The organism is Alteromonas antoniana (assembly GCF_019249295.1).
In the GTDB taxonomy this organism is placed as follows: Bacteria; Pseudomonadota; Gammaproteobacteria; order Enterobacterales; family Alteromonadaceae; genus Alteromonas; species Alteromonas antoniana.
Genome location: NZ_JAESDH010000027.1, coordinates 1 through 26,503, shown reverse-complemented (window position 1 = coordinate 26,503; position 26,503 = coordinate 1). Strand labels below are relative to the sequence as shown.

General features: G+C 47.7%; 24 protein-coding genes and 1 pseudogene. 15 read left to right on the top strand and 10 right to left on the bottom strand.

Going from position 1 to position 26,503, the window contains the following annotated elements; translation table 11 throughout:
* Nucleotides 1–107 precede the first annotated feature (107 nt).
* Entirely contained in the window at nucleotides 108–353 is a 246-nt protein-coding gene (locus tag JKP77_RS18460; RefSeq protein WP_218312643.1) for a DUF4235 domain-containing protein, read from the top strand.
* A 314-nt stretch (nucleotides 354–667) separates the two neighbouring features.
* Here JKP77_RS18460 and JKP77_RS18455 read toward each other — a convergent pair whose 3' ends face one another.
* Nucleotides 668–1,576, bottom strand: a complete 909-nt coding sequence (locus JKP77_RS18455; RefSeq protein ID WP_246601277.1) for a MipA/OmpV family protein — start codon at nucleotides 1,574–1,576, stop codon at nucleotides 668–670.
* A gap of 554 nt (nucleotides 1,577–2,130) precedes the next feature.
* Between JKP77_RS18455 and JKP77_RS18450 the strand changes: the two genes are divergently transcribed.
* The gene (locus tag JKP77_RS18450) at nucleotides 2,131–2,571 is read left to right on the top strand and encodes a DUF3010 family protein (protein ID WP_218312642.1); all 441 of its coding nucleotides are present in this window, start codon (nucleotides 2,131–2,133) and stop codon (nucleotides 2,569–2,571) included.
* 333 nt (nucleotides 2,572–2,904) lie between these two features.
* Here JKP77_RS18450 and JKP77_RS18445 read toward each other — a convergent pair whose 3' ends face one another.
* Complete coding sequence (locus JKP77_RS18445; protein WP_218312641.1) at nucleotides 2,905–3,393, bottom strand: hypothetical protein; 489 nt, start codon at nucleotides 3,391–3,393, stop codon at nucleotides 2,905–2,907.
* A 387-nt stretch (nucleotides 3,394–3,780) separates the two neighbouring features.
* Between JKP77_RS18445 and JKP77_RS18440 the strand changes: the two genes are divergently transcribed.
* Nucleotides 3,781–4,635, top strand: coding sequence for a transglutaminase family protein (locus tag JKP77_RS18440; RefSeq protein WP_218312640.1), 855 nt, complete (start codon nucleotides 3,781–3,783; stop codon nucleotides 4,633–4,635).
* A 124-nt stretch (nucleotides 4,636–4,759) separates the two neighbouring features.
* On the opposite strand, the gene JKP77_RS18435 is transcribed toward JKP77_RS18440, so the two are convergent.
* The gene (locus tag JKP77_RS18435; protein WP_218312639.1) at nucleotides 4,760–5,275 is read right to left on the bottom strand and encodes a hypothetical protein; all 516 of its coding nucleotides are present in this window, start codon (nucleotides 5,273–5,275) and stop codon (nucleotides 4,760–4,762) included.
* A gap of 318 nt (nucleotides 5,276–5,593) precedes the next feature.
* On the opposite strand from JKP77_RS18435, the pseudogene JKP77_RS18430 reads away from it, so the two are divergent.
* From JKP77_RS18430 to ylqF, 3 genes and pseudogenes are all read left to right on the top strand, one after another.
* Nucleotides 5,594–5,764, top strand: a pseudogene (locus JKP77_RS18430) (ribosome biogenesis GTPase YlqF); the annotation flags it as partial.
* Between the two features lie 432 nt (nucleotides 5,765–6,196).
* Nucleotides 6,197–7,171, top strand: coding sequence for a hypothetical protein (locus tag JKP77_RS18425; RefSeq protein WP_218312638.1), 975 nt, complete (start codon nucleotides 6,197–6,199; stop codon nucleotides 7,169–7,171).
* 182 nt (nucleotides 7,172–7,353) lie between these two features.
* Complete coding sequence (gene ylqF / locus JKP77_RS18420) at nucleotides 7,354–8,358, top strand: ribosome biogenesis GTPase YlqF (protein ID WP_218312637.1); 1,005 nt, start codon at nucleotides 7,354–7,356, stop codon at nucleotides 8,356–8,358.
* Nucleotides 8,359–8,625: 267 nt separating this feature from the next.
* Here ylqF and rlmE read toward each other — a convergent pair whose 3' ends face one another.
* Nucleotides 8,626–9,249 (bottom strand): 23S rRNA (uridine(2552)-2'-O)-methyltransferase RlmE, encoded by a 624-nt coding sequence (gene rlmE, locus JKP77_RS18415; protein ID WP_218312636.1) that lies wholly within the window; start codon nucleotides 9,247–9,249, stop codon nucleotides 8,626–8,628.
* A 95-nt stretch (nucleotides 9,250–9,344) separates the two neighbouring features.
* Here rlmE and JKP77_RS18410 point away from each other — a divergent pair, with 95 nt between their 5' ends.
* The gene (locus JKP77_RS18410; protein WP_218312635.1) at nucleotides 9,345–10,094 is read left to right on the top strand and encodes a TrmH family RNA methyltransferase; all 750 of its coding nucleotides are present in this window, start codon (nucleotides 9,345–9,347) and stop codon (nucleotides 10,092–10,094) included.
* Between the two features lie 106 nt (nucleotides 10,095–10,200).
* Here the strand turns inward: JKP77_RS18410 and rluF are convergent, their stop codons facing one another.
* Together rluF and JKP77_RS18400 are read right to left on the bottom strand one after the other, a co-directional pair.
* The gene (gene rluF / locus JKP77_RS18405) at nucleotides 10,201–10,938 is read right to left on the bottom strand and encodes a 23S rRNA pseudouridine(2604) synthase RluF (RefSeq protein ID WP_218312634.1); all 738 of its coding nucleotides are present in this window, start codon (nucleotides 10,936–10,938) and stop codon (nucleotides 10,201–10,203) included.
* Between the two features lie 109 nt (nucleotides 10,939–11,047).
* Nucleotides 11,048–12,256 (bottom strand): M24 family metallopeptidase, encoded by a 1,209-nt coding sequence (locus JKP77_RS18400; protein WP_218312633.1) that lies wholly within the window; start codon nucleotides 12,254–12,256, stop codon nucleotides 11,048–11,050.
* Between the two features lie 395 nt (nucleotides 12,257–12,651).
* On the opposite strand from JKP77_RS18400, the gene JKP77_RS18395 reads away from it, so the two are divergent.
* Nucleotides 12,652–13,443 (top strand): peptidylprolyl isomerase, encoded by a 792-nt coding sequence (locus JKP77_RS18395; RefSeq protein WP_338024895.1) that lies wholly within the window; start codon nucleotides 12,652–12,654, stop codon nucleotides 13,441–13,443.
* 680 nt (nucleotides 13,444–14,123) lie between these two features.
* Nucleotides 14,124–14,705: a hypothetical protein gene (locus JKP77_RS18390; RefSeq protein ID WP_218312632.1), complete on the top strand. Its 582-nt coding sequence runs from the start codon at nucleotides 14,124–14,126 to the stop codon at nucleotides 14,703–14,705.
* 166 nt (nucleotides 14,706–14,871) lie between these two features.
* Here JKP77_RS18390 and JKP77_RS18385 read toward each other — a convergent pair whose 3' ends face one another.
* The 4 genes from JKP77_RS18385 to JKP77_RS18370 form a co-directional block, all read right to left on the bottom strand.
* Entirely contained in the window at nucleotides 14,872–15,744 is an 873-nt protein-coding gene (locus JKP77_RS18385; RefSeq protein WP_218312631.1) for a hypothetical protein, read from the bottom strand.
* Nucleotides 15,745–16,065: 321 nt separating this feature from the next.
* Nucleotides 16,066–16,803, bottom strand: coding sequence for a Tim44 domain-containing protein (locus tag JKP77_RS18380; RefSeq protein ID WP_218312630.1), 738 nt, complete (start codon nucleotides 16,801–16,803; stop codon nucleotides 16,066–16,068).
* Nucleotides 16,804–16,874: 71 nt separating this feature from the next.
* Complete coding sequence (locus JKP77_RS18375; RefSeq protein WP_218312629.1) at nucleotides 16,875–17,912, bottom strand: sensor domain-containing diguanylate cyclase; 1,038 nt, start codon at nucleotides 17,910–17,912, stop codon at nucleotides 16,875–16,877.
* Nucleotides 17,913–18,247: 335 nt separating this feature from the next.
* On the bottom strand, nucleotides 18,248–19,756 hold the full coding sequence (locus tag JKP77_RS18370; RefSeq protein ID WP_218312628.1) for a putative bifunctional diguanylate cyclase/phosphodiesterase: 1,509 nt from the start codon (nucleotides 19,754–19,756) through the stop codon (nucleotides 18,248–18,250).
* Nucleotides 19,757–20,001: 245 nt separating this feature from the next.
* On the opposite strand from JKP77_RS18370, the gene JKP77_RS18365 reads away from it, so the two are divergent.
* The 6 genes from JKP77_RS18365 to JKP77_RS18340 all read left to right on the top strand — a co-directional run bounded on the left by JKP77_RS18365 (nucleotide 20,002) and on the right by JKP77_RS18340 (nucleotide 26,270).
* Entirely contained in the window at nucleotides 20,002–20,553 is a 552-nt protein-coding gene (locus JKP77_RS18365) for a coiled-coil domain-containing protein (RefSeq protein WP_218312627.1), read from the top strand.
* Nucleotides 20,554–20,764: 211 nt separating this feature from the next.
* Nucleotides 20,765–21,892: an efflux RND transporter periplasmic adaptor subunit gene (locus JKP77_RS18360; RefSeq protein WP_218312626.1), complete on the top strand. Its 1,128-nt coding sequence runs from the start codon at nucleotides 20,765–20,767 to the stop codon at nucleotides 21,890–21,892.
* Nucleotides 21,889–22,554: an ABC transporter ATP-binding protein gene (locus JKP77_RS18355; RefSeq protein ID WP_218312625.1), complete on the top strand. Its 666-nt coding sequence runs from the start codon at nucleotides 21,889–21,891 to the stop codon at nucleotides 22,552–22,554. Before JKP77_RS18360 ends, JKP77_RS18355 begins: the two co-directional genes overlap by 4 nt.
* The gene (locus JKP77_RS18350; protein WP_218312624.1) at nucleotides 22,551–23,753 is read left to right on the top strand and encodes an ABC transporter permease; all 1,203 of its coding nucleotides are present in this window, start codon (nucleotides 22,551–22,553) and stop codon (nucleotides 23,751–23,753) included. Before JKP77_RS18355 ends, JKP77_RS18350 begins: the two co-directional genes overlap by 4 nt.
* Nucleotides 23,750–24,946 carry an ABC transporter permease gene (locus JKP77_RS18345; protein WP_218312623.1) on the top strand — a complete coding sequence of 399 codons (1,197 nt, stop codon included), beginning with the start codon at nucleotides 23,750–23,752 and terminating at the stop codon, nucleotides 24,944–24,946. Before JKP77_RS18350 ends, JKP77_RS18345 begins: the two co-directional genes overlap by 4 nt.
* 223 nt (nucleotides 24,947–25,169) lie before the next feature.
* Nucleotides 25,170–26,270, top strand: coding sequence for a GGDEF domain-containing protein (locus JKP77_RS18340; protein ID WP_218312622.1), 1,101 nt, complete (start codon nucleotides 25,170–25,172; stop codon nucleotides 26,268–26,270).
* The last annotated feature ends 233 nt before the right edge of the window (nucleotides 26,271–26,503 follow it).

Below are 26,503 nucleotides of genomic sequence, written 5' to 3'. Positions count from 1 at the left end.
GTATGCGTAGTATCGGTACATAAGTTGCTGAGTAATTATTGTTTACCTTTGCGAATCGTAAAGTAACAAAGTGGCAACTCGGCAATTATTAACCAATGGAGAAGAAAATGAGTAGCAAACAGCTAATTACGACCGTGGGTATTGGACTTGCCGCTGCATCTGCAGGCATGTTAGCACGGAAATCGTTACAAAAGTCATGGGAAAAGGTTACCAATGAACCAGCGCCTAAAGACAAGGAAAGTGAAAATACAGACCTTAAAGAGGCAGTAACATGGGCAGTCGTGTCAGGCATTGGTGCCGGCCTTGCTCGAATGGCCGTTCAATATGTAATAAACAAACGCGAATCTAAATAACGTTCCAGCAATTGATACCTCTTACAAGTGGCGATACTTGTAAGAGGTATCAAAACTATAATTGCTTTTCAGCGGATAGATTCAGCAGTAATCGTCCACTTTCTTGCTGCAACTAATCAGTGACAGGTACTTGCCTATCTTTCACAGTTGCGACATGGGTACCAATAAAAACTGGCTTACCAGAGGGTAGCTCTGTGCAGTCCAAGTCTCAGCCAAATCAGATCCCGCCTCTGAGACCATGTTCATATGTCTACACAAAACGAAGCAAGTCTATTCTTGTCCAGAAATAACGGTTAACGAAGAATTTAACCTCATTACCAGTTCGCCTTTGCGTCACTCTCGTATGTACGCCAGACAAACCCTACCCCGATGCTGTAAGTCACATCTTTCTCGTAAAGCGGGCTATCCTCGTTGGCGGAGCCTTTATGTAATTGCACTGACGCCCCAAAAAAGCCGCGTACATTTTTAACAATCGGGAATGCCAGTCCGGCAGAAATTTCAGCGCCTAAATACCCTCCTTTGGCATCATAATCTGGCCTGAAATCAGTTGCGTACTGTGGTGCAACCTCGTAAAAATAATCGTGCAGTTTTTCTGTCCCCCAAGTCATCCGAGCCGTAAGGCTGAATCCGGTATCTGGCAGAAAAACGCCACGCTGTTGATACCTTATCGTTGGTTCAATAACGTAGCCTCTGCTATCCACCCTGCCAAAATCAGTGGAAAACACGGCCCTGGCCTGCATTCGGGCATTGAGTCTTGCCTCACCGCCGCCATCAAAGGTAAAGTCTTGTATTTTATAGATAAGTTGCGGACCCACTTCAAACATGTAGTCGAGTTCAGGCATCCCCTCACGTACGCTCCCCTCTTCACTTTCAGCTGAAAAAGCACCACCCACACTCACATCAACTTCAAAGTCATTCTGTTCGACAAACACTGCGCGGGCACCACCTCCCCCTCCGATCCGGAAAATATCGCCGCGATAAATGACGTAAGGGAGTGCTAATGAAACGACATTTCTCTCGCCAGATGCCGGGTAGTTGGGCACCTCCACCATACCGCCGCCAACGCCAACTTCCCAAAGAGGTTGTGTTTCTTTCAGCCCTTCAAAGCCGGTTAAATTACGGTTAGGAGAATCGATAGCACCAGCGTCGCCGGGATCTGCCCATGTGGTTGTACTAATGATAGCTAATGCTTTGAAGCATAAGATTAATTTAAATTTTCGCAATACTTAACTCTCTGGAAACGCCATCGCTGTTGAGCGTACCGATAGCATAAATGGATTACTAGGTCTTAATACTGACTTAGTTGTGTCAAAGATTTTTAAATCAGGAAGGTTGTATATCTTTTAAGAGTAATGGTGCACGAATCGGCCCCTGAGGCGTCCTTTCAGTTACTCAGCCATCCAGAAACAAGATAAACGCCGAACCCCATAATGATAAGCTCCATCGCTTGCTGATAAACACTTCGCTTTCAGTTTAAAAATTCCGCTGTCTTCGAGGACGTCCCGCCTGAGGCAAAAACCGCCCTCTGGTACCATACATTCAAATACGAAGAATTACATAAGCAGACGAAAGTCGGTTATTGTGTGACTAAAAATTGGAGTTGCGGTTCGCCAGTACGTTTGCGGTCCTGAAAGTAAATTACTTCTCAATGCTCAACAATTCATACTCTAGAATCCGACTGGGGTTGTAATAATCCGTTAGGATAAAGGCAGAATTGACTCTCTGTATCCAAGCTGAAAAACGGTATACTAGCGCGCAAATACTTGAAGGAAATAGCATGAAAGTCTTTGGTGTAGATCTAAAAAGCAACGAGGCGACGTTGTGTCTGTTGTCATTAACAGATGGTGTGTTTCATATTCCCGATTGCCGGTCCCGCCGTTTAACACTGGCAGATACCAGCGCTAAAGGTCTAAAAAACTTTCAAAGCACATTTGCTAAGTTGGTTGCTGACTATAAAGCTGACGCTGTGATCATTCGTCAGCGTCAGAGTAAAGGTAAATTTGCAGGCAGTGCTATTGGTTTTAAACTTGAGGCGGCAATTGAGCTGATTGCAGATTTAAACGTTGTTGTCTTTGGCCCCACAGAAATTAAAGAATCGTTGCGCAGAAATCCTATTTCAGTGCCGTTCTCTGAGACGGGTTTGAAGCAGTTTCAGGAGCCTGCTTTTACAACGGCGTACGCATGGCTGATGAAAAATCATTACGCCCCGGATGAGTAGTCAGTTACCAGTATGATGCTTTAATTCAAGCAGAATACTGGTTCGCACTAGACGACAGTGGCATCTTAAAACTTTATCAACACAATGGTTTTCAATATATCGATGCCACATTGTCCCCTGCCGTGGCACTGATTACATGTCCGTCATTGCCGTTAATCCGCTTAAAGTGGTGCAAATCCAGGAGCGCGATATAAACTCCTCAGCTCGCTGCTCCTGACAGTTTCAACTTAATAATGAACAGCGCGCCGGTTGTCCAAGCCAGTCATCGAGTCTTTTTTTGCCAGGCAAATCTTTAGAGCGACAGAAACTGACACACCTTAATCGTCTATTTCATTACAGAAGTGATGCTACTGATTTGTATTTTTCCAGCAACTGACTGGCTTTTTGTTCTGGCTCAGTATTTTCTCTTGCCCGCTCAGTTGCTTGCTTAACCAATTCATTCAATGCTTCTTCCAGAGTTTTAAGCTTTTCCTCCAGGGACTGAAGCTCCTTCTGTTGTTTTTCTGTGTGAGGCTTTTGATTATTTAATGCCTCTATGGCGTTTTCAGTGTTTTTTATCTCTTCCTTCAATTCATCCATTTTTCCTTGGTCAATACCTAAACGATGATTCAGGGTTCGCTCAAAAGCGACTTCCAGAAAACTTTTTTCACGATAAGAACCGGCAAGTTCTGACCTCACATCATTTTCTTTTTCATTCCCGAGGGAAAACTCCTGCCCCCCACTCTCCGAACGTTCAGATACATTTCCGGCCCCCTTAACACCATCGTTGCGCTCGCCATACATGTTTTGCCAGCGGGTGTAGTCTGCTTGCGTGACGATCATAACCAGCTCCCTGATTTATCTGTGGACTTTCGCTATTGATACACTAGGGAGAAAGGTGGCAATTTCGATGCCAGAATACAGATGGCGTGGTAGTGATGCGCTATCGCCATTGCAATTTGCGGCATCCATAAAAACCAAACATGCTCAATTCATCAAATGGGTGGTTCTGATATTGGGAGCCGGTCACTAACCTGCTCAATCCACCGAGCGGCTGGTACTAAAAGTGAGGCCCGGTCACCGCCCAACCAAAAAAGCGTTCTGTTTATAAATTATACAGAGCAATATATCATTTTAATGCTTTTTATCCTCAGAAAAGTGATACCGTGGATGTACCCAGTTACGGAAATAAATGCCGTGACAACATGGCTACCTCGGGAAACGACGCATATGAGACGGTTCAAAGTGTTACACCAGACAATTTATGAATACTCAGACCGTGTTCAGTTGGAGGCACATACACTCAGGCTTCGGCCGCGTGAAGATCATAATCAGCACATTGAATCTGCTCTGCTGGATATCAGCCCGCCGGCTAATTTACGCTGGCATCGTGATGTCGAAAGCAACTCGGTCGCCGTGGCGACCTTTTCTGAACCTACCGACCGTTTGCTGATAGAAAGCACAACCGTGATCCAGAAGTTCGACGAAATACCGCAGGATTTCTTAATTTCCGATTATGCCGTGACTTACCCGTTTGCCTACCCCGAAGAGGATTGCATTACGCTGAAGCCCTATTTAAATGATGGGAACATCGCCCATACCACGCAGTTGGATGACTGGATAAAGTCAGTATGGACCAAGGATAAACAGGTTCAGACATTTGAACTGTTGCTGTTATTAAATCAGCAGATTTATGAATCCATCACCTATACGGTAAGGGAAGACGAGGGGGTGCAGAGCACGATAACCACCTTATCCACGAAGTCCGGGTCCTGCCGCGATCTGGCCAGTTTGTACATTGATGTGGTTCGTCATCTGGGCTTCGCGGCCCGGTTTGTGAGCGGCTATGTTTACACAGAGTCTTCTGAAAATATCGCTGAAACTACGCATGCCTGGGCAGAAGTCTTTATCCCCGGAGCAGGCTGGAAAGGGTTTGACCCAACGCATGGAAATCTGGTCGGAGCCGAGCACATTACTGTCGCAGTCAGTAGGCTGCCCGACTTAGTCCCACCGGTTTCAGGCGCGTTTTGGGGGTTACCCGGCTCTGCCATGAAGGTGAATGTGTGGACAACACAATTAGATTAACAATCTACTCTCCAATGTTTTGCGGTATTCGCAATGCCTGGGAACTCCATTTCTCACCGCGATGCGTAGCCGCTTCACCTCGTTTTTAGCTAAACGACGTAAAGCGACAGTGTAGCTTGTGCGTTTACAATACGTCGTTGTAAGTACCCACAAGTCTTCTGAAGGAATCGTTACTTAGCCTCCACTTGCCATCTTCTTTTACAAAGTTCCATTTATTATACGTTGTGCTGGCTTCTTCATTTACCCCCGAATCTCTGTAAGTTACATTCAAATCTACTCTGACTGATGCTTTGTTTTCACTACTTTGTCGCAGCGTTCTTACCTTCACAATATCAAAACTCAGTTTTTTACAATACAGCCACAATCCATAATCTTGGTCGTTCTTTGACTGCGCATAGGCTTCTTCACTCAGACGCCTTTTTTCATTAAGAAATGCGTGCATCTCATTGATTTCGCAGCGGTTAAAAGCATCGATATAACTTTCGACAACCGGCTTGAACTCACGATTAAGTATTTCATTTTCTGCGGCGGTTTCTTGCTCTTGCTGTTTTGTCTGAAGGTGAATTGTGTAGGCAATATAGACCCCTCCCACCACGATAAACGCGGCAAGCAGGGCGAGAACCAGTTTAACTATTTTCATTTTTGTACTTCATATTATTTTTAGAAAAGATATCCTATTAGGGAGCGAGCATATAAGTCAATGAAATACATGGAAATATGCTTCAAAGGCAAGCGATTTGTGGGCTCATCGATTTAGTGGCAGAAAAGTGCCTGTGACGTAAAAAGATAAGGCATATTTCAGTTTCACCCGTTGTAGAGGATGAGTGAGAAAAACGAACCGAAATACGACTATCAATCAGCATCTATTACGCATAAAACAGCCAGCTCTTAATTGATTGCACACCAACACGATGAATCAAGTACAATATCTGCAAGTGAGATTTTGAGGAAAGCCGACGTGGCCTTACAGTGGTTTCCGGGGCACATGCATAAAGCCCTGAAAGAGATAAAAGAGTCCTTAAGTCAGGTAGATATTCTGATTGAAGTATTGGACGCCCGCATTCCCTATTCCAGTGAAAACCCGGAAATTGCGAAAATACGCGGCGACAAGCCATGCTTGAAAATTCTCGAATACTCGACTGGGTAGATCTCAAAGTTGCCTTTTGCTGAACCAGACATTTGTAAATTAACTGCCAAAGCAACCACCTGAAGCCCTATAACAATTACTTTCCCCGCTGACCATACCTTCATATCAAAACGCTTCTAACTGCGTTTCAATGCAACTTCCAAAATAAAATAAACTATGCCCGTAACCCTACTCGCTTGAACATTGACGTAGTGTGATCACATGTCAGGTTATTTTACACTTTAAATCAAAACGAGAGAGCTTCCTGGGCTAAATATTTAAAATGCTAAGAATTCTTCACAACGGCATATTATTTGCTTAGTTTTCATCCGACTTGATTAATATCGCCAGGATGGCGTTCGCTGTTATAAAAAAGTCAAATACATTGATGCCAATCAATGAATTACAGCCAATACAATTGGAATGGAAAATAAAATGAAAACAATATTTCAAACAGTAACTGCAGTTGGAATGCTGACGCTTAGCAGCTCAGCTTTTGCAAACATCATTATGGTCGGTGACTATATTCAGACACAAATTAGTGACGACGGAACATTAGGTGAAGGACGTTCCAGACCGGGTTTACAGTACGACCCAACGGGTACGGGAAGCTTTGATCCTAATCTCGACTATATTGCTCCAGGAACTCCTTTTGAAGGATTTGGCGTTCGATACGAAGGGTCCGGATTGCTGGAAAACCGAAACAGCGTGTCAGACGGAGGTGTCGGCTCAGGTGAAGACTTTTTATTTACGTCTCTCACTGACATGAGTGCGTCATCGATTTTTGACAATTACGTAACCTGGGCTGGAAGTGCTCGAAATGGCTCGATGTCGATTATCCACGAATTCTTTTTCAACGATGACGACGAACGTATTAATATCCTAACTAGCATTACGGCCAATATTGACCTTATCGGGCTTCAGTTTGCAAGAGCTGTCGACCCCGACCCGGATAACAATCCAGGAGGTAGCGCAGTTACTGCAAATCAGAGAGGCATTGACAACAACAGTGACGGTGACACTACAGATGTTGGTGACGTTGCTGCTGAAAACTTTGTTGGATCTATTGGTACCATCAGCGGTCAACCACTCGGCTTGTTTGCCGATACAGACTTTGTTCAAAATACCGGAATTGTCTTCGATTGCTGTAGCGTAACTGATCCACTGAGATATCTTTCAGGAGGTGATCTCTCCTCGTCAACTGCCGATGATGGTATTGGAATTGCGTTTGAATTAGGCAATTTGTTGGCGGGTAACACGGTGTCGGTCAATTACGCATACGTAATGGGCGGTTCTTTAGCAACGATTGATCTACCTGATAATCCCACTACTGATGTACCTGCGCCTTCTGGCATAGCATTGTTCGGACTTGCGCTATTGGCAATATCCCGCAAGTTGAAGAAGAAATAACATTGAAACGCTCAGGAGAAGGCAAACTTTTCTCCTGAGTGCAATGCCTCGCACGAATCAAAGCTGCGCAGCTCTTGGAAAAGCTCTGAGTGCTGCCTCTTCCTACTTTACTCAATTCCATACCCGCCGACAGCTCTAATCAAGTACAATATGCAAAATTTGCGTTTTTGAGGAAAGCCGACGTGGCCTTACAGTGGTTTCCGGGGCACATGCATAAAGCCCTGAAAGAGATAAAAGAGTCCTTAAGTCAGGTAGATATTCTGATTGAAGTATTGGACGCCCGCATTCCCTATTCCAGTGAAAACCCGGAAATTGCGAAAATACGCGGCGACAAGCCATGCCTGAAAATTCTGAATAAGTTTGATTTGGCCGATCCGGAAATAACCCGCCAATGGCAAGAAGAGCTTGAGAGTCAGCGTGGTGTATTCACCATTACCACTTCAAGCAATCAGCCCGCTGATACCAAACAGATCATACCGCTAATTCGCGAGCACTGCGCCGGTAAAGATGCCTCGGTGAAGTCGATCAACGCGATGATCACCGGTATTCCTAATGTCGGCAAATCGACCCTTATTAACATTCTGGCCGACCGAATCATTGCTAAAACGGGCAATGAACCCGCCGTGACCAAAAGCCAGCAACGCATTAACCTTGGCAGTGGAATTGTGCTGTACGACACGCCAGGCGTGCTGTGGCCTAAGCTGGAAAACCCCAACTCTATTTATCGCCTGGCGGCCTCTGGTGCGGTGAAGAACACCGCAATGGAATTTGATGATGTTGGTTTTTTCGCTGCCGACTATTTGATAAAAGCCTATCCAGAGCTAATGACAACGCGCTACAAGCTTGACGAGTTACCTGAAACGGAACTGGAGTTTCTTGAAGCCGCAGCAAAACAGCGCGGCGCTATCATGCGCGGCGGTCGGGTCAATTTGCATAAAATCTGCGAGGTGCTGATTACGGAGTTGCAGTCAGGAAAACTTGGCAGAATAAGCCTTGAAACACCCAAAATGGTTGCGCAAGAAAAAGTGGAAATGGCTGCGGCCGCAGAGAAAAAAGCAGCGGACAAAGCCAAGCGCAAGCAACGGTTTAAAGAAGGCTCAGCAACCCCGGATAAACATGATCGCAAAGAGAAACGCAACGAGAAGCGTGAAGCGCAAAGTAAACGAATGAAGCAGGGCCGCAGATAACCATCGGCCCACTTTACGCCGCTCTTTACTTTACTCCACGGCCAGTTTTTGTTGCTCGACAATTGCTCTGGTACAGAGGTGCACTTCCCTATCGCGCACCTGTCAGCAGAGATTATAAGCCATAGGCAATGCAGAGCTATCAGGCTGGCTCAGGAAGCTCCCCAAAGGACATGTCAGTATCGTTTAGTTGCACAAACGATACTAACTCATATGACTTGCTTTACATGCACCCCGACAAGCTGCTCGGACGAATGCAGCAATACCAGATTACTGGCTTTTAAACCCTTTCCCCACTAAGTACACTTCACGGGAACGGGGTCTGGAAGCCGCAGGTTTTCTTACAATCACCTTCTGAAAAGAACTACGCACGTCTTGCAAGTATTCATCGTAGCCTACGCCCTGAAACACTTTGGCGCAAAAGCTGCCGCCAGGCTTCAGTACGTTTCGCGCCATATCTAGCGCCAGCTCAACCAGGTACATCGCCGCATACTGGTCAGTGGTTTTCACACCGCTCAGATTAGGTGCCATATCAGATATCACTGTATCGGCCTGACCGCCATCGAGTGCCTGAAGGATATTCTCATATACAGCTTCATCGGTGAAATCACCCTGAATAAAGGTCACGCCAATAATCGAATCCATAGGCAGAATATCTGACGCAATTACCCGTCCGTGCTCACCCACCGCTGGTGCCACTATCTGAGACCAGCCACCGGGAGCAGAACCAAGATCTACCACTACACTGCCGGGGCGATACAACGCATCTTTTTCATTGATTTCAATCAGCTTGTAGCTGGCGCGAGAGCGATAACCATCAATTTGCGCTTTTTTCACATAGGGATCGTTAACGTGCTCGTCCATCCACTTTTTACTGGTTTTTGATCGCGCCATGAAGTTAGCCTGCTCCGGTATCGCAAAAGGGGCGATTATTGTAAACTTGCCCGCGTAAATTGCAAAAATACTTCCCCTAAAACAGGCTCGTAAACATGAAACTAGATGATGTGAAAAAACTGCATCAGAAGAAATACCGTGCGGAATTTGGCCATTATCTGGTTGAAGGTGAGCATCTCATCATTGAGCTGCAAAAAGCGCTGACAACACCATCAGCAGCAAAGCAGATCACACTGTACATTACCGAGTCCCGGCAGGACTGGGCGCAGGCGCTTAACGCTGATTATAATCTGGTAGTGGTCAGTGAAAAACAAATGGCCAGACTCAGTGACACCAAAACCCCTCAGGGTGTGGTTGCCTGCGTGCCATTACCTGCGCTAAATCAGGACTCGTCGCCGGTAACGCAGCGCTGTATTTTTCTGCATGAAGTGCAGGACCCAGGCAATCTGGGGACCATCATTCGAAATCTTGCCTGGTTTGGTGGTTTTCGTTTATTGCTTAGTCCCAACAGCGTTGACCCATTCAACTCGAAAGTGGTCCGTGCCAGTATGGGCGCAATTTTCCACCTTCCCATAGAGATTGATGTGCCACTGGACACATTGCCAGAGCGCTTTACGAAACTGGCTTATCTGGATTTGAAAGGGAAAAACATCAATGCGTCTGAATTTGGTGAGTACGACTGTTACCTTTTTGGCAATGAAGCGCGCGGCGTCCCCATTGAGAAGGTAGCTGACAGCCATGCCAAGGCATTTACAATTGCAGGAAGTGGCGCCATTGACTCACTCAACCTGGCAAATTCAGTGGCAATTTGCGCCTACCAGCTATCAACCCAAGAGTCCCGGTGACTTGGGCCAGTCAGTATTACCTTAACTGGCGATAAACGATAAACGCTTTCTACAGGCTCTTAAATTGCTTAACCGGCGATGTTTTGCGTACCCGGTTTATTCTGCTTTACGCCGTTTTTTTGGAGTGCTTAACGGCATCGTTAAGCTGCTGCAGTTCCTGCTTTGTCAGGTTGCGCCATTCCCCTGGCCGCAATTTACCAAGTTGCAGATGCATGATACGTACACGCTTTAACTTAGTCACTTCATAACCTAAGAACTCGCACATGCGGCGGATCTGGCGGTTAAGCCCCTGAGTCAGAATAATGCTGAACTGGAACTTGCCACGGGCACTGACCTGGCAAGGCTTAGTGACGGTCCCCAGAATCGGCACGCCTTTCGCCATTTTCGTTAAGAAACGCTCGCTGATGGGTTGATTAACCGTAACGATATATTCTTTGTCATGCGCATTCTCAGCGCGCAACACCTTGTTCACTATATCGCCATCGCTGGTCAGAAGGATTAGCCCCTCTGAAGGTTTGTCCAGCCTGCCTATGGGAAAGATCCGCTCTTTATGCCCTATCGCATCAATGATATTTCCCTTTACATGACGCTCCGTTGTACAGGTAATGCCAACAGGTTTGTGATAAGCAATATAAATCCGGTCAGACTTGTCTTTGGCAACGCCCCCAACGACTTTCCCGTCCAGTTTCACGGTATCGCCCTGCTGCACTTTGGTCCCCAGCTCCGGCAGTTCTCCATTGATGGTAACGCGCTTTTGCTCAATTAATTTGTCGGCTTCGCGACGAGAGCAAACGCCGGTATCACTGAGGTATTTGTTCAGTCGCTTTGGTGCTTCAGTAGTCATATCAACGAGTCGTTTTCACAGCGTAGAAAGTCCCTTTGGCGGGATAACAAGGTGCGCAGAGTATATCGGATTTTCATTTTTCCAGACAGCGCTTTACGTAACAGCGCCATTAATCAAATGGCGCGTCCAGTGACTGACTTGGCCTGGTAAACCAACGGGCACCATCCGCCGTGACATAAAAATGATCTTCAAGACGGATCCCAAACTCTTCCGGCACCACAATCATTGGCTCATTACTGAAACACATACCTTCAGCTAACACATGCGAATTATCTTTTACCAGATACGGCCACTCGTGAATGTCCATGCCGATACCATGACCGGTACGGTGAGGTAAGCCCGGCAGCTGATAATCTGGCCCCAACCCCTGAGCCTCCAGATAAGTTCGCGCTGCGGCATCGACTTCTCCGCAAGTCACGCCTGGCGTCGCCACGTTAAACGCTGCCAGCTGAGCCTGCTTTTCACACTCCCACATGGCTTTTTGCTTTTCTGTTGCCTCACCGAAGCAGTAAGTCCGGGTAATATCTGACAAATAACCATGTAAACGACATCCTGTATCTATCAGCACCATGTCGTTTTGTTTCAGCACCTGTGGGTCTTTCACTCCATGCGGGTACGATGTCGCTTTGCCAAACAGGACTATACAAAAATAGCTTCCGCTCGCGCCCACTTTGCGGTGTGCTGCATCAACAAACGCCTCAACTTCAGTGGTAGTAATGCCTTCGTGCAGCATGCTCGCCGTGGCCTTGTGAACGGCAAGCGTCATATCCATGGCCTGTTGAATTAGCGCGATTTCAGCCGCTGACTTATGCATCCGGCACTCAGCCGATACCGAAGCGCCGTTTACCAGCTCCATGCCCGGCAGCGCCTGTTTTATTCCGTCTACAACAAAAAACGGGGTAGCTTCATCAATGGCAAACTTGTCACCCCCTGCGCTATCCATTTCACCGACTATTCTGGCAACCAGTGCATACGGGTTTTCGTGCTCCTGCCAGCCCGCCATCTTACCCGGCATTAGCTTACGCTCATTCAGCGAGTCAATTTCAAATGTCGGCGCGACATATATCACTTCGCCCTTAGCTGGTAATACAGCGCCTACCAGACGCTCGCTGGGATACCACGCCATGCCGGTGAAATACTGCAGGTTAGTCCCCGCATTCAGATACAGCGCGCCAATTCCCTGCTCTCTCATCAGTAACTGGGCTTTTTCCATTCGTGCCAGATATTCCGCTTTTTGAATGGGCTGCGCCTGTGTGGTCATATCAGATAAGCCGGCCAGCACCTCTTCAGCTGTCTTCCCGCCGATACCTTTCGTCATGGTGTCTCCAAAGCATAAAAAAGCGTAGTGTAAACAGGTTATTTGCAGAATCGATACTTCTTCGATAACCGGCGAAACTATCGCGATAGCACACACCGGTTCAGTCGTCCGTTTAGTACGAACCTGATCTCTGATTTACCATCAACAGCATCATCAGGTTCGTCTCATGTTGCCTCCACAGTGCAGTTACTCTAATGGGGCTGACATTTACAGTGCATAATAACCTGCGTAGCAAGACAGTATTATCAATCGCAATTCAAATACGAAAAGCCGTTGTCACCGAAAGCGGGTTGTTATCAAAAAATTACAATTTGATACACGAAACCAGTGTCTGGCGTGTCCCGCATTACATACCATAAGTCTCGTTTTTAACCCAACAAGAGCAAGAGTTAAACGTGATTAAAGCCATACTCACTGTCACCGTAGCTGCACTGTTCAGCTTCCAGGCCAAGGCCACTTTAGTGGAAATCCGGACTAACCTGGGAACCATCACTGTAAACCTTTTCGATGAAGATACGCCTGAAACCGTTGAAAACTTTCTTGAATACGTCAATTCAGGAGCCTACGCCAACAATGTCGTACATCGCCTCGCTCCAGACTTTGTTATGCAGGCAGGCGCTTATACTTATAACAATGAATTACCCATGGATAACGTGCCTACCGGCGTCGCGGTGATAAACGAACCTGTGCTATCGAATGTTCGTGGCACCATAGCGATGGCAAAACAATCTGGCGATCCCAACAGTGCGACTTCACAGTGGTTTATTAACCTGGCAGACAACAGCGAGAATCTCGATGTGCAAAACGGCGGATTTACCGTGTTTGGCCAGGTCATTGATAACGGCATGGATGTGGCTGATGAGATTAATGAACTCCCTCGTTTCAATATGGGCGGGGCTGCCAGTTCAATTCCCTTAGTTGACTTTACCGCGGAAGATGCGGAAAACGGAGACGAGCCCGGGGAAGGTAATTTTGTGCTGATAACAGACGTTGTTGTGACGGATGCTGCTACCGTAACCAACCCTGAGCTAGACCCTGTTCCGAACACCCTGATTGACAGTGAGGATGGGGCAGATCCAACCCCACCCGCTACCGGTGGTTCATCGGGCGGCGCAATGAATCCTTTCGCGCTTTTTGTCATGGCACTCGGCGTGGCAATTTTCAGACGCAGACGCACTAAAGCGTAATACCTATAAAAGAGTCACTCCTGGCATCTAAGAGTGGCTCCTTATTACGACTGTTAACCGCATACTTCAATACCGTAAAGTGGCGATAGTCAACAAGCCGGTATTCGTTTGACTGGGTTAGCGAAGCCAATGTCAGCATCTGACGGTCCTTATTACCAGCGCCCTCAAGACAATCGAAGGTACATTTCGAGGCATCACTTATTATTTTCGCGCGTGTTTGGGCGGAAGCCGATGTCTGAGCAACGAAAAGACAACATAGACTAAATAAAAGAAAGTGTCTGATAAACCTGCCACGCAATTGAATTTTTAAAACAGCATAAAACATATCGTCTCTCTGGACAGGGCCAGATGCTTTTTTATCTGAGGCCAACAGAACACTGCCACCTTCAAAACCTGAAAAAATACGACTGCGCTTAGAGCCACTCAGCGAATGTGGTAAGCAATCCTGAAGACAACAACAGGCAGCTTACATGCCGGTATCTTTATGTCGAAATAATTTACACAATCTATTTTTTATCTCATCAAATGGCACCTATCTTACTGTTTTAGAAAACAAAAAATATCGGCCCAATTTTTGCTTTAAGAATTTTAAAAAGAAAAGTACTGCGCATTTTACCTCCAAAGTAATTAAACCCGCTGCGCAAGACGTAAACAACTCAGTAAAAAAATAAAGGATAATTATGAAGTTCAAATCTTTAGTTTTCACTTTCACATGTCTTCTGTGCGTTGCATGGAATGCGCAAAGTGCTGTCATTTCGACAACGGAATACAACTATGGCTCAACATCAGGCTCTGCAACTCTGAATGCGGACCAGTTTGTTTTTGAATGGAGCGGCACGCCTATCGCGTTAGGATTAATGTTTGAAAGTGATACCGCTTTCACATTGTCTTTGGATGCGTTTGTAAGCAATGGGTCATTTTCTGATGTCACCGGCTTTACTCTCGATTTTATCAGTGGGGGTGTTTATACGCGTCTTACTACTGACACTGACTTCTGCGATAGTGCTACAGGTGACATCGCAGGAGATTGTAACCTGATTTCCCTGACCGGAGCGTCGGGCGGCAGCACTAGTATGGCTTTTCAGCCAGGCGAAATGTTATTTCTGAACTTAGCGGCAGGCCAGTATCTTCTGGGTCTTTACGACAGCGCGTCGCCCACTGCTGGCTCAGCAACATTCGGTTATACCGAAGTTTCAGCTCCTGCCAGCGGTTTACTACTGGCTCTGGGTTTCGTTGCATTGGCAATGAGACGTCGTAAATAAGATCTTTTATCTTATTATGAAAAAGGCGCTTTCGAGCGCCTTTTTTCGATCATAGTTGTACGTCACTCCTGTCCACTTTCCCCCTGTCGCCCGTACCTGCCAAAAGCAGCCAACAGGCCTGCGAGTTCAAACTGTCATTACACGCACGTAAGAGTTGCAGTCAGCGTTAGTTATTGAACGCTTCCCTGACAGAGAGAATTTTTTCTTTCAGAACGGGTCTGGAGCTTTCCGGTAAATATCGAAGGTGCGCCTGAAGGTAAGCCGGAGATGCGTACAGTGATACAATCGCGTCGTTGATAGCAGCAATTGCCTCCCTGCCTCGCTGCGTATCAGCGCAGAGCACATGCCCACTGGTAAAATCCTCAATGCCCTCAACTTGATACTCTCTGAAAGGAACCGGAGAAACATACTGCATGGCGCGGTCGTGAGTAGACGGAAAAATCAGCGCAAATCCCACTTTGTGTTTGAAAAATAACTGCATAAACCGTTCAAAGTAAACGTCATTGGGTAGACGAATGATTTGCTCAGGATCAGCCTGCGCGATGTCGTCATCCAGCTTCTTTCCGTAAGAAAAATCACTGGGAAGAATGATCGCTGCATCGGGATATTGCGTCAGTGCCTCATGCAGACTGCGCAGCTGATGGTTATCATTCAGTAACCCATCACTAAGCGGAGGTAATGATGCCAGTTGGTATAGTCGCACGGACTGAAAAAAGTTAAGTGGCAAGGAGAGCGCATACTTTTCTCTTCTTTGCGGATTCAGTATTTTATTTACCACACAGGCCGCTTCGCCATCATCCATAAGCGCAAATGCGCGGGGCAAAGAAGTAAGCATCACTTCACGAGAGTAATTCATCTCGTCCAAAAGAAGTTTCACGGTATCAAGTGCTGTCGATACGTTCTGGTAAGGCTGCTTTTCAAACTCACTGATTAACAGTTTACTGTCAGTATAAATTGCTATGTCATCCAGGGGTTGACTGAAAGCAATCGGACTAAAGAGTGCTGAATAACAGGCAAAAAAGGACCATATGAACTTCATAACTTCGCTGCTATCCCTTTATACCCAGCTGTCCTGACAGCTGCAACTGAGACTAAAAAATGAACGAGTCGGAGACTCAGAGATAAAAAGAGAACGATTCACGCGGCACCTACTAGTTTCTATCTTACTACTTTCTCTGGTCGTATCAGGCATGTCCCTGCTAATGCCAGTATCTGCTCTTATTCCACTACGCTCGCAACACAAGTAAACGCCCGAGTTACCTTGCTCTTAAGACTTGCTGGCAGCGGGTAACTCCCGGATATACTTACTTAATGAAACGCCACTGGCTGGGTTGAGAAAGTATTCTACAATAAGTAAATATTAGAGAGCAGATTGGCTTAACAGCGTGCTTTCAATCTTTGGCAAGTCCTTCATCATTTTCGAATATGACTGTGTCATCGCGCCTTCTTCAATATCAGCCACTTTCCACTTGCCGTGATCAATTATCAGAGTCCACACCGTTTCTATATCTTTAAAGCGTTTACTTCCTTCGACAACTTTCGACGTATGCCTTTCCTGCAGATAATCTTTCATCCTGGCTTCTATAGCTATCATTATCATAGAGCCTTCGTGCGTCTCGCCGTGATCGTTGCGATGAACAAACAGCACCGGACGGATATAATTAATCTTCTTCACCTTGCAGATGTTAACCAGCCCTTCCTCTTGCCAGCGGTTCAGATATGCCATCTGTTGGTTTTGCCAGTACCAGTCTGTCATCCAGTCTGAAACCTCTGACAGGTCTTCATTTTCCCAGCCGGAATGGACCTTCATAAAACAGTCTTTAGCGCGATGTTTCAGCATCAACCAGTCGAAGTTTGAATGATGCTTTGCCATAAACTTTAGATCTTTGCGGCTGCGCCTCTCGGCCATCTTCTCACGAAATACCATCAACAGAATTAACGGCAAAAAGAAAATCGTCAGTAGACCAAGCACGATTTTCCCCAGGAAGGTATCAAATACCGCGCTGGCAATTTTCCCTCCGGGACCGGCAAATGCTGGCTCAGAAAAACACACGAACAGCAGAAACAGAGCCACACAGGCAAGTATTTTTGGAAACATGACACATCCTTGTAGTACATCTTTGACAATAAAAAGTATAACAGCGATCAGTGAGTCGTCGCAGGAAAATTTTATGCCTCCATTGAGGCATAATGCACGTGTTTGTGCTGATACATTCGTTTGTCTGCAATATCCAGTAGTGAATCGTCACCACTGTTGTCTTCAGGATAAAAGGCCCAGCCCGCGCTGGCAGAGATTGTCAGTGTTATGTTGTCAAAATTTAAAGGGGTCTCGGTGAGGCGGTGGAAACGTTCCAAAACGCTTTCAATACATTCTGCTGATTTAATATTCCCCATGATGATGCCAAATTCGTCGCCGCCCAGTCTGGCGATTTTATCTGACGGACGAAAAACCTTCTGCAGACGTTTCGAGAGCTCTTTGAGCATCGCATCACCGGCGCGATGACCATGGTTGTCGTTCACTGTTTTCAGGCCATTCATGTCCAGAACCAGAATACTGAATTTCTGATCCAGACAGGGATCACACAATGACTGCTCCAATCGGAGGTACTCCATAAACGCAGAGCGGTTGTACAGCCCGGTCAAAAAATCATGAGTTGCCTGATAAACCAGAGTGTCTTTAACAAACCGGTGGCAATAATACAGTGTGGCAGCTACCTGTTCTGAGACTAGCCGCAACGCCGCTGAGTCCTCTGACGTAAACTGGTGCTTCTCTCGCGAAAGCACTTTTAATACTCCTACGATCTGCTCTTCATGGTGCAGTGGAATTAGCAGCATAGAAGCAATGCCGATTTTGGCACAAGCCGGCTGATTGACCCGGCGATTAATAAACACATCATTGCACAGCTGAACTTTGCCCGTCTCCAGACAGTAACCGGTCAGGCTGTTAGAGATAGGTAAACTCAACCCTAAAAAAGACTCTGCGATACCGGACGCAGCCCGGTATACCATGCGCTCTCCTTCTTTAAACTCTATCGCCGCACCGTCACAATTCACCAGTTGGCCGCAATGGCGGACAATGATTTGCAATACAGAAGAGAGATCCATCCCCACTTTGGCAATTGAGGTTTGCATGTCGACAACTTGCTTTAACTTGTTGCAACGCGACTGCCAGTTACTCCCCAGTTTTTCGACGGAAACAGCTTGCATTTTCACCTCGAGTAAGTCTTTCTGCCTTACAAACATGCTCCCTGCCGATTTTGACAACAGATATTGACGTGTCACAGGCCTGAGAGACCATTGCCGGATAGATAAAGCGTTTACGGTCTTCCCAACTTCGTTTATCCATATGCTGCAAATCGCGCAACAAACTGGTTACAATTTAACCTGTTGGCAGCGGAATTTCCACTTTCGCGCGTGACTTTGCTTTAGAGCACAGAATGCCAGCCAGCAGCGCAGGATCATTGTTGATGCTTTTTGGTTGAAGAAATGATAACAGCATTCAGCGGGCTGTTGGGTGTTGCAAGTAGCGACCCACCCTACGTTTAATGAGCAATATCCTTGCGCGTCTTCGCATTTTCAATATGCGCAATCAATTCATGTATCGGCATGGGACGGCCGAGAAAATATCCCTGTGCTTCCAGGCAGCCAAACTCTTGCAATAGCGCTAACTGTTCTGCCGTTTCGATACCCTCCGCCACAATATTTATGCCGAAACTGCGCGCCATGGCAATAATAGCACCGACGATAGTTCTTGACCGCTCGTCTTCTCTCAATTCTGCGACGAAGCTTCTGTCTATTTTGATTTCATCCACAGTGAGATCTTTCAACATGGCCAGCGACGTATAACCGGTACCGAAATCGTCAATGGAAAAGGTAAGGCCCGAAGCCTGAAGCCGGGATATGATATCGACACTGTTTTTCATGTTACTCAGCGTCGCAGTTTCGGTAATTTCAATTCGAATAAACGGTGCGAGACTGGGCTTCTCAAGAATAAAGCTTGTCAGCGCCCGCATTTCGGCAGCATCATTAAATTCAGTGGCAGAGATGTTAATGGCGACATGCGAGAGCGGGTCGCCAAGCAAATCAACATCATCGAGCTCTTCACTGACTTTCTTCACCACTAACTTGGATATGGCGCTGGTGAGGCCCACTTCTTCTGCAAGCGGAATAAACACATCCGGAGGAATAAACCCTTCAACAGGATGGATCCAGCGAACCAGTACTTCTGCGCCGCTAACTGACATCGTCTGTAAATCATACTTTGGCTGATAAACAACTTTCAGCGATTCACTGGCAATTGCTTCGCGAAGCTCAAGCAGCATCTGACGACGCTTCATGGCTTTTTCTGCCAGAGACTTGTCATGAAACTGAATAGCGTTGCCGGTTTGCTTCGCGACATTCAGGGCCTCAGTTGCCGACACCATTAGCTCTTTGGCAGAAACCCCGTCATCGGGGAGTATCGCGACACCAATGCTACAGGTGGCGTCAATGTCCAGCCTTTTTGCGCAATGTGCAAAAAAGCGCTGGAAGGCAAGTGCGTGATCTTCGACGTCAAAGTCGCTCTCGATGACGGAGAAACTGGCAAACTGGTCAGCGTGTAGCCGGGCAACGACAGAGCCTGGCAGCGACACGTTGCGGATGCCGATAGCTAACTCCTGCAAAAAAATATCGGCCCGTTCATATCCCAGCCTTTGATTAAGGCTTTTGAAATTATCAACATCCAGGTATCCCAATACAATCCGGTATCCCGGCTTTTTGCGGTCAATTGCCATTGCCAGAGACCGGATAAACATATTAAGACTAAAGAGCCCCGTCAGACTGTCGACATCGTTCACTTTTTGCAGCGTTTTTCCGGAACGATACACCAGAATCAAAAGCATCAGCGCCGTTATCGTAACGAACCCCAGACCTTTGTAAGTCTGCACCAACGTACGCAATCCTTCACCGTCAATAAGCGCATTTACCGCTATATCCGAAAACAGGATCCAGAGTGCGGCAAACCCAGCATAAATCAGAGACACTTTCAGCGCAGAAATTACTGCTCTATCCATTACGTTTACTGTCAGTTCTTCTTAAATCAATGATAAACATAGCACTGTTTAAAAGCCAAAAGCGAACTCACCTCAAATAAGAGGTAAAACCGGGTTTTGAAAATCCGCAACAACGTTTAAAAAGTCTGTAATGACGCCCTTACCAGCGCTTTTTAGATATTATTAAAAATTTTTAGCTGCATACAACTTTTTGCCTTTTCCCTGCGACTTACATTAAACACCACGACATAACTTTGGAGCTATGTATGCTAAAACTCACAAAAATAGCGATTGCGGCGTCAGCTATCGTTGCCTTAAGTACCCATTTCACTCTGGCAAATACCAGCAATTACCGGCTGATAGCCTTTGAAGACTGCAATGTCGTAAGCGAATCAATACTCACCCCATCACAGGTCGATGCCTACCTGGCACTAACAGCGTCGGAGCAAAAAATGGAAGCACTGACGCAGCCGGTTGAGAGCCTGGACGCAGATATTGATGACTACGCTGACAAAATAAGTGAACTTACTCACCAGGCGATTCAGGAAGATGGCGACACCTTACGTATCAATAAGAAGCAGCTACGGGAGCAGGAAGCGCTGGCGCAGGAGCTTGAGGCGCTGATGAAAAACCATGAAAAACAGTTTGAAGCACTGGAGAAAGAGGCGCGCGTAATTGAGACCGCCGCCAACGCGTTTGAAAAGGAAATCCGCCCGCTGATCGACGATATTGATCATGACGTTGTGCGCATCGTGGGTCCTGATGACGCCGGCGACCCTTACGAATGTGATGGCGATAGCACCATGATTTTGATGTAGAAAAGCCCGGAGGCAGGCCGGTGCATTCACCGATCTGTCCTCTTTTTACAACCCTCAGCACCATAAGCGCCGAACCAGTATTCCGTCTCTTCCACTGCCAATACTTCTGTTCCCAACATCATCGAATTAATGCTTTTTTGCGCAAGGTCAAAGCGTAAACGGTAAATACTTTGCCATAATCAACATATGATTGGTCGCCAGGGACGTCGCAATGAAAAAGTGGATACTCCTTCTGGCAGGTGTCATCGCTGGCATCTGTGTCTGGAAATTCATGCCACAAGACATCGCCACAGTGCAAACCGTTGAGGTAAGCAAACAACGTGTAGCGAAAACCGTCACTAATACGCGTTCGGGTTCGGTTCAGGCCTGTCGCCGGGCTAAATTGTCAGTACCGCTTGGAGGGCAGATTGCCAGTATTCCTGTATCTGAAGGCGATAAGGTCCAGAAAGATGCTGTGCTCCTGAGTCTGTTTAATGACGACATTCAGGCGCAGCTGAGGCAAGCCCGCTATCAGTTAGATGCGGCCCGGCTGAACCAGCAACGGGCCTGCGTCATTGCACAGGCCGATCAGCGCGAAGCCAACCGCCATCAATCGCTGTTCACCAAAAAACTGATCAGCGATGAGCAGCTTGATGTCAGTGTGTCACGGGCGAGGGCCAGCGCGCTGGCTTGCGACGTCAGTCAGGCCGACAGCAATCAGGTAAAGTCGCAGATAGAGTGGTATCAGGCACAACTAAGTAAAACGCAAATCCTTGCGCCATTTACCGGCACAATCGCCGAAATTAACGGCGAAGTAGGTGAATTTGCTACGCCATCGCCTCCGGGGATCCCTACGCTTCCGATGATAGATTTGATTGACGACAGCTGCTTTTACGTCAGTGCCCCCATTGATGAGGTCGATGCCGGCGCCCTGGCACTTGGCCAACCTGTCGCCATTACGCTGGATGCCTATCGCGGACAGACATTTGCAGGCCGGGTTCAGCGAATTGCCCCTTATGTTTTTGCCCGTGAAAAACAGGCCAGAACTGTTGAAATCGAGGTGGAAATTATTGATAACTTCGCCACCTTGCTGGTTGGCTACAGTGCCGATGTCAGCATTGAAATTGAGGCAACAGAGAATGTGTTATCTGTTCCCACCCAAGCCATTGTTAATAACAATCAGGTGTGGGTTGTGAAAGACGGGCAGGTTGCGCTGCGAACCGTTTCTGTCGGACTGGAGAACTGGCAGGTCACGGAGATCACTGAAGGTCTGGCGCTGGGGGAACACGTTGTTCTCAGTAGCAATGGCGTAGTACTGGAGCCTGGTATGCAGGTAAACACTGCCACGGACGCATTATGATCCAGCTTGACGGCATAAATAAGTATTACCCATCCGGTGCGGGTATGCTGCATGTCCTCAAGGACATTCAGTTAACGATTCAGCAGGGGGACTACCTTAGTATTATGGGCCCTTCCGGATCAGGCAAGTCGACACTGCTGAATATGCTTGGATTACTGGACACCATTGATAGCGGTGAATATACCCTTGAAGAAACCCCAACCAGTCAGCTAAATGAAGAACAGCGAGCCTCGCTAAGGGCACGTTATATCGGCTTTATTTTCCAGTCATTTCAGCTTATTGACCGACTGACCGCGTTCGAGAATATTGCACTGCCGATGGTCTTGGCAGAGGTGCCGACGAAAACCCGAAACGCACGCGTCAGCGAATTACTGGCAAAGGTAGGCCTGACTGAGCGTGCACATCACAAACCTGGCCAACTGTCCGGCGGACAGTTGCAACGTGTTGCCATTGCCAGAGCCATTGTTATGCAGCCGACAATCATTCTGGCAGATGAGCCCACCGGCAACCTCGACCAACAGTCAGGTAACGATATCGTTACGCTGCTGGAAGCGCTGAATAGTCAGGGTATCACGCTGGTAGTCGTGACCCATGATCATGCCCTTGGTGAACGTGCCCTTCGTAAAATCACCATGGTCGACGGCGTGCTGAGTCAGCGATGACAACCTACGATCTGCTGCGTTTTAATGCACAACTTTTCTCCCGCCACCGGTGGCGAACCAGCGTACTGGTGTTTTGCATAGCGCTAGGCGTGCTGTCGGTAGTGTTGCTGGTCAGTCTCGGAGAAAGTGCCCGTCGCTATGTCGAGCAGGAATTTGCAATGTTGGGAAGCAACCTGGTCATTGTTCTTCCCGGGAAAAAGCAAACCAGTGGCGGCTCGATTCCGTTTTACGGCACCACAACCCGGGATCTGACGCTGAATGATGCCAGTCACATCGCCGCCTTACCGGGAGTAAAACGCGTAGCCCCCATCATCGCCGGAACCGCTCAGGCAAGCTTTATGAACCGGTCTCGGGATGCAATGGTTATCGGCTCGACTAACGACTTTATCTTTGCACGCAACATGGCATTTTCCCAGGGCACCGGTCTGCCTGACGACGCTGCACGGGTACATCGTCAGGTAGCCGTCCTGGGCGCAGGCCTGGCCAAAGCACTGTTTGGTCACAATCAACCGTTAGGCGCGATGATTTCAATAGATGGTTACCGGTTTCGCGTGGTTGGCGTCCTGCAAGATCAGGGCGAGTCACTGGGGCTGGATCTGGGAAATATGCTGCTGATTCCGGTAAAAGCCAGCGAGGCTGTTTTCAGCACAGAAGCCCTGTTCAGACTGCTGATTGACCTGAACGACATGGCAGACGAAAAACAAGTGATATCGGCCATTTATGCCCTGGTGAAACAACGCCATCAGGGTGAGGAAGACATCACAGTCATTACGCAGCAATCGGTATTAAGCGCATTCAATAATATTATGTACACGCTGACTGCTGTTGTCGGTTTACTCGCTGCGATCAGTTTACTGGTTGCCGGGATACTGATTATGAACCTCAGCCTGGTATCCGTGCAGCAACGACGCCAGGAGATTGGCCTGCTGAAAGCCATTGGCAGCAGTCGAAAACTGATAATCAGGCTATTTGTCGCAGAGTCGCTGATGCTGGTCATTGCGGCGAGCAGCGTGGGGCTTGCGGTGGCACAGTTGCTGGTCGCTCTGCTGGCAAACCAGTTTCCCACCTATCCCATTGCCGCCCCACTTTGGGCTCATGTTACCGCATTCGCGGTGGCAGTCCTTACGGCTCTCATTTTCAGTTACCTGCCTGCACGCCGGGCAGCCGGCGTGTCGCCAGTAGAGGTACTCAGGGGATGAACACTACCGATACGCTCAGATGGATTAAAACCTCTGTACTGGCAGGACGCAGCCGCAATTTTCTGACCATGCTGGGTTTCGCGGTAGGTGTCAGTGCAGTGACCTTACTCTCCGCGATGGGAGAAAGCGTAAAGCAATTTGTTCTGGCCGAATTCACGCAGTTTGGCAGCCATATCGTCGCGGTATCACCGGGTACGGATCAAACGTTTGGCGTGGGAAGTATTCTGCGCACCAACCGGGGGATCAGCCTGGAGGATGCACAAAGCCTGCAAACCCTGCCACAAGTTCATGGCGTGGTGCCAGTTGTCGCTGGTACAGCACAGGTGCGACACGCCGGTTTAACACGGGCGACAGATGTTATGGGTGTCGGTGATGCCGCACTGGAAGCCTGGCAACTCCGCATGGCTCAGGGCCGGTTTCTGCCAGCAGATGATATCTCACATCCACGGGCCTATGCCGTTATTGGTAGTAAACTTTATAACGCCTTGTACGACAACCAGCCCGCGTTGGGCAGTTTTATCCATATTGCTGGCAGTCGTTTCCTGGTGGTTGGCGTTCTTGCGCCAAAAGGTCAGTTTCTGGGCATGGATCTGGATGAAATGGCATATATCCCTGCTGCTCGCGCGATGGCAATGTTCAACCGGGAGTCGTTAATGGAAGTGGATGTGATGTACCGCCCTGAGGCCTCCTCGCAGGTCATCGCAGAGCGTATCAGAGCGCACCTGGTGCAGCGTCACGGCGATGAGGATTTTACGATTGTGACCCAGGACCAGATGCTGGCTACTCTCGACGCTATCCTGAATGTCGTCAGGATCGCTGGCATCGCTATCGGTGCCATTTCACTATTGGTCGGCTCGGTAGGTATTTACAGTATTCTCACCATCACGCTGGCTCAGCGCCGCAGTGAAGTTGGCTTGCTCAGAGCTCTTGGAATGCATCGTCATGCGCTGGTCAAACTTTTTCTCGGCGAGGCTGTGCTTCTTGCTTTGCTTGGAGGCGCACTCGGTTTGCTGTTTGTATTACTGGCGCAATTCATCATCTGGTCATTTTTACCCGCGCTCCCCCCCTTATTTACCCTTACCAGTGCCGGTCTTGGAATGGGTGTATCGGTAGTAGTCGGGTTGATTGCCGGCAGCTACCCTGCATATAAAGCTGCAAGTCTGCCTCCGGTCACTGCGTTACGCGCAGAATAGCGCGTCCCCAGGGACTTTCAGTGTAGTTACTACGATTATTCTTTGGTACATCTAAGGTATGATACTTTTTTGACCAAATTTTTCGCATAATCTACGTATAGCAGTAGTATATAACGCAATTCCGCGTAGGTAAGCGATGGCCTGAAGAGTTTTACATCATTCACTCTGATGGCAATTGTACGTGAGTTGCGTAATACAGAATGACCGGACAACCTGTTTGACCATGCTAAGAAAAATACAGAAGTTGCTACAGCAAGGTTGCTCAAGCCAGTTCAACGAAGAAACCAACCGCAGGATTGCGGTGATTAACTTATTCACCGTGGTGGGAGTGCTGCTTCCACTGTGCTTTGGTGCTAACTCGTTTTTGATCGACTTCTGGTCCATGGGCCTGCTACTGCTGCTCATCAGCGGTGCTCTGGTTGTCGCCAGGTTGGTACTCAACCCCGAAGACCCTCCCTACGAACAACCGCTACCCGCCGCTATTCTGATAGGTTCTCTTTTCGCCCTGATGATATTGCTTATCGTCACTGGTGGTTACGATAATTCAGGCGTTATGTGGATTTATATTCTCCCGCCGGTCGCCCTGTTTTTTGGCGGACTGAAAATAGGCATGTCGATACTCGGCGTATTTGTATGCACGATCACCGTATTGCTTTTCTATCCAGATAACCAGCTACTGCAAACCACCTATACACTAAGCTTTAAGATCCGTTTTTTGCTCTCACTGCTCACCACTATCCTGTTTTCCGCTGTATATGAATACACGCGACAACGCAGCATTCAGCGAATACAGAACCTCAATAATAAGTTTGAGCATCTGGCGATGCACGATGTGCTCACAGAGCTTCCCAACCGGCGCTTTATTCAGGAAGAGCTCGCACGTGAACTGGCTCGCGCTACACGCAACAATGCTGCGTGTAGCGTAGTGCTTTGTGATATCGATAAATTCAAACAGGTCAACGACGAACACGGCCACGACTGTGGAGACAAAGTATTGCGCTATGTCGCCGAGACCCTGAGTGCATCGGTGAGAAAGCAGGACCTCGTTGCACGATGGGGTGGTGAGGAGTTTCTTATCGTAGTTCCTGACACTCCTGCAGAAAGTGCAGCTCATCTGGCTGAAGCGGTTCGCAACAGACTGGCCACCCATCGTTATGACCCCGAAAACTTATCACTTTTAGTGACAGCCAGCTTCGGCATTTCAGAAATGAATAGTCAGAAAACAGTGAATCAGGCATTGTCTGAAGCTGATGAGGCGCTGTACGCGGCAAAACGCCAAGGCAGAAACCGGGTTGTAAATACCGTCACATTATCTGAAGACTGACAGCGTCGTACAGCAGAAATACTGACGCTCACTTTGTTTATTTTCGCTTCTCGTTATAGTGAGCTTGCCCCCATTGGCAGGAATTCTCAGGCGATATTCATACGGACAGAACCGGAATAACCTTCATCGTGGTGTACAAAAAAGGCACCCTAAAGGTTAATGCCAGTCAGTTAAGAACTGACTGGCATTTTTCTTTTCACTGGATACTTCTTAGGTTTGAGTCTTACACAGCG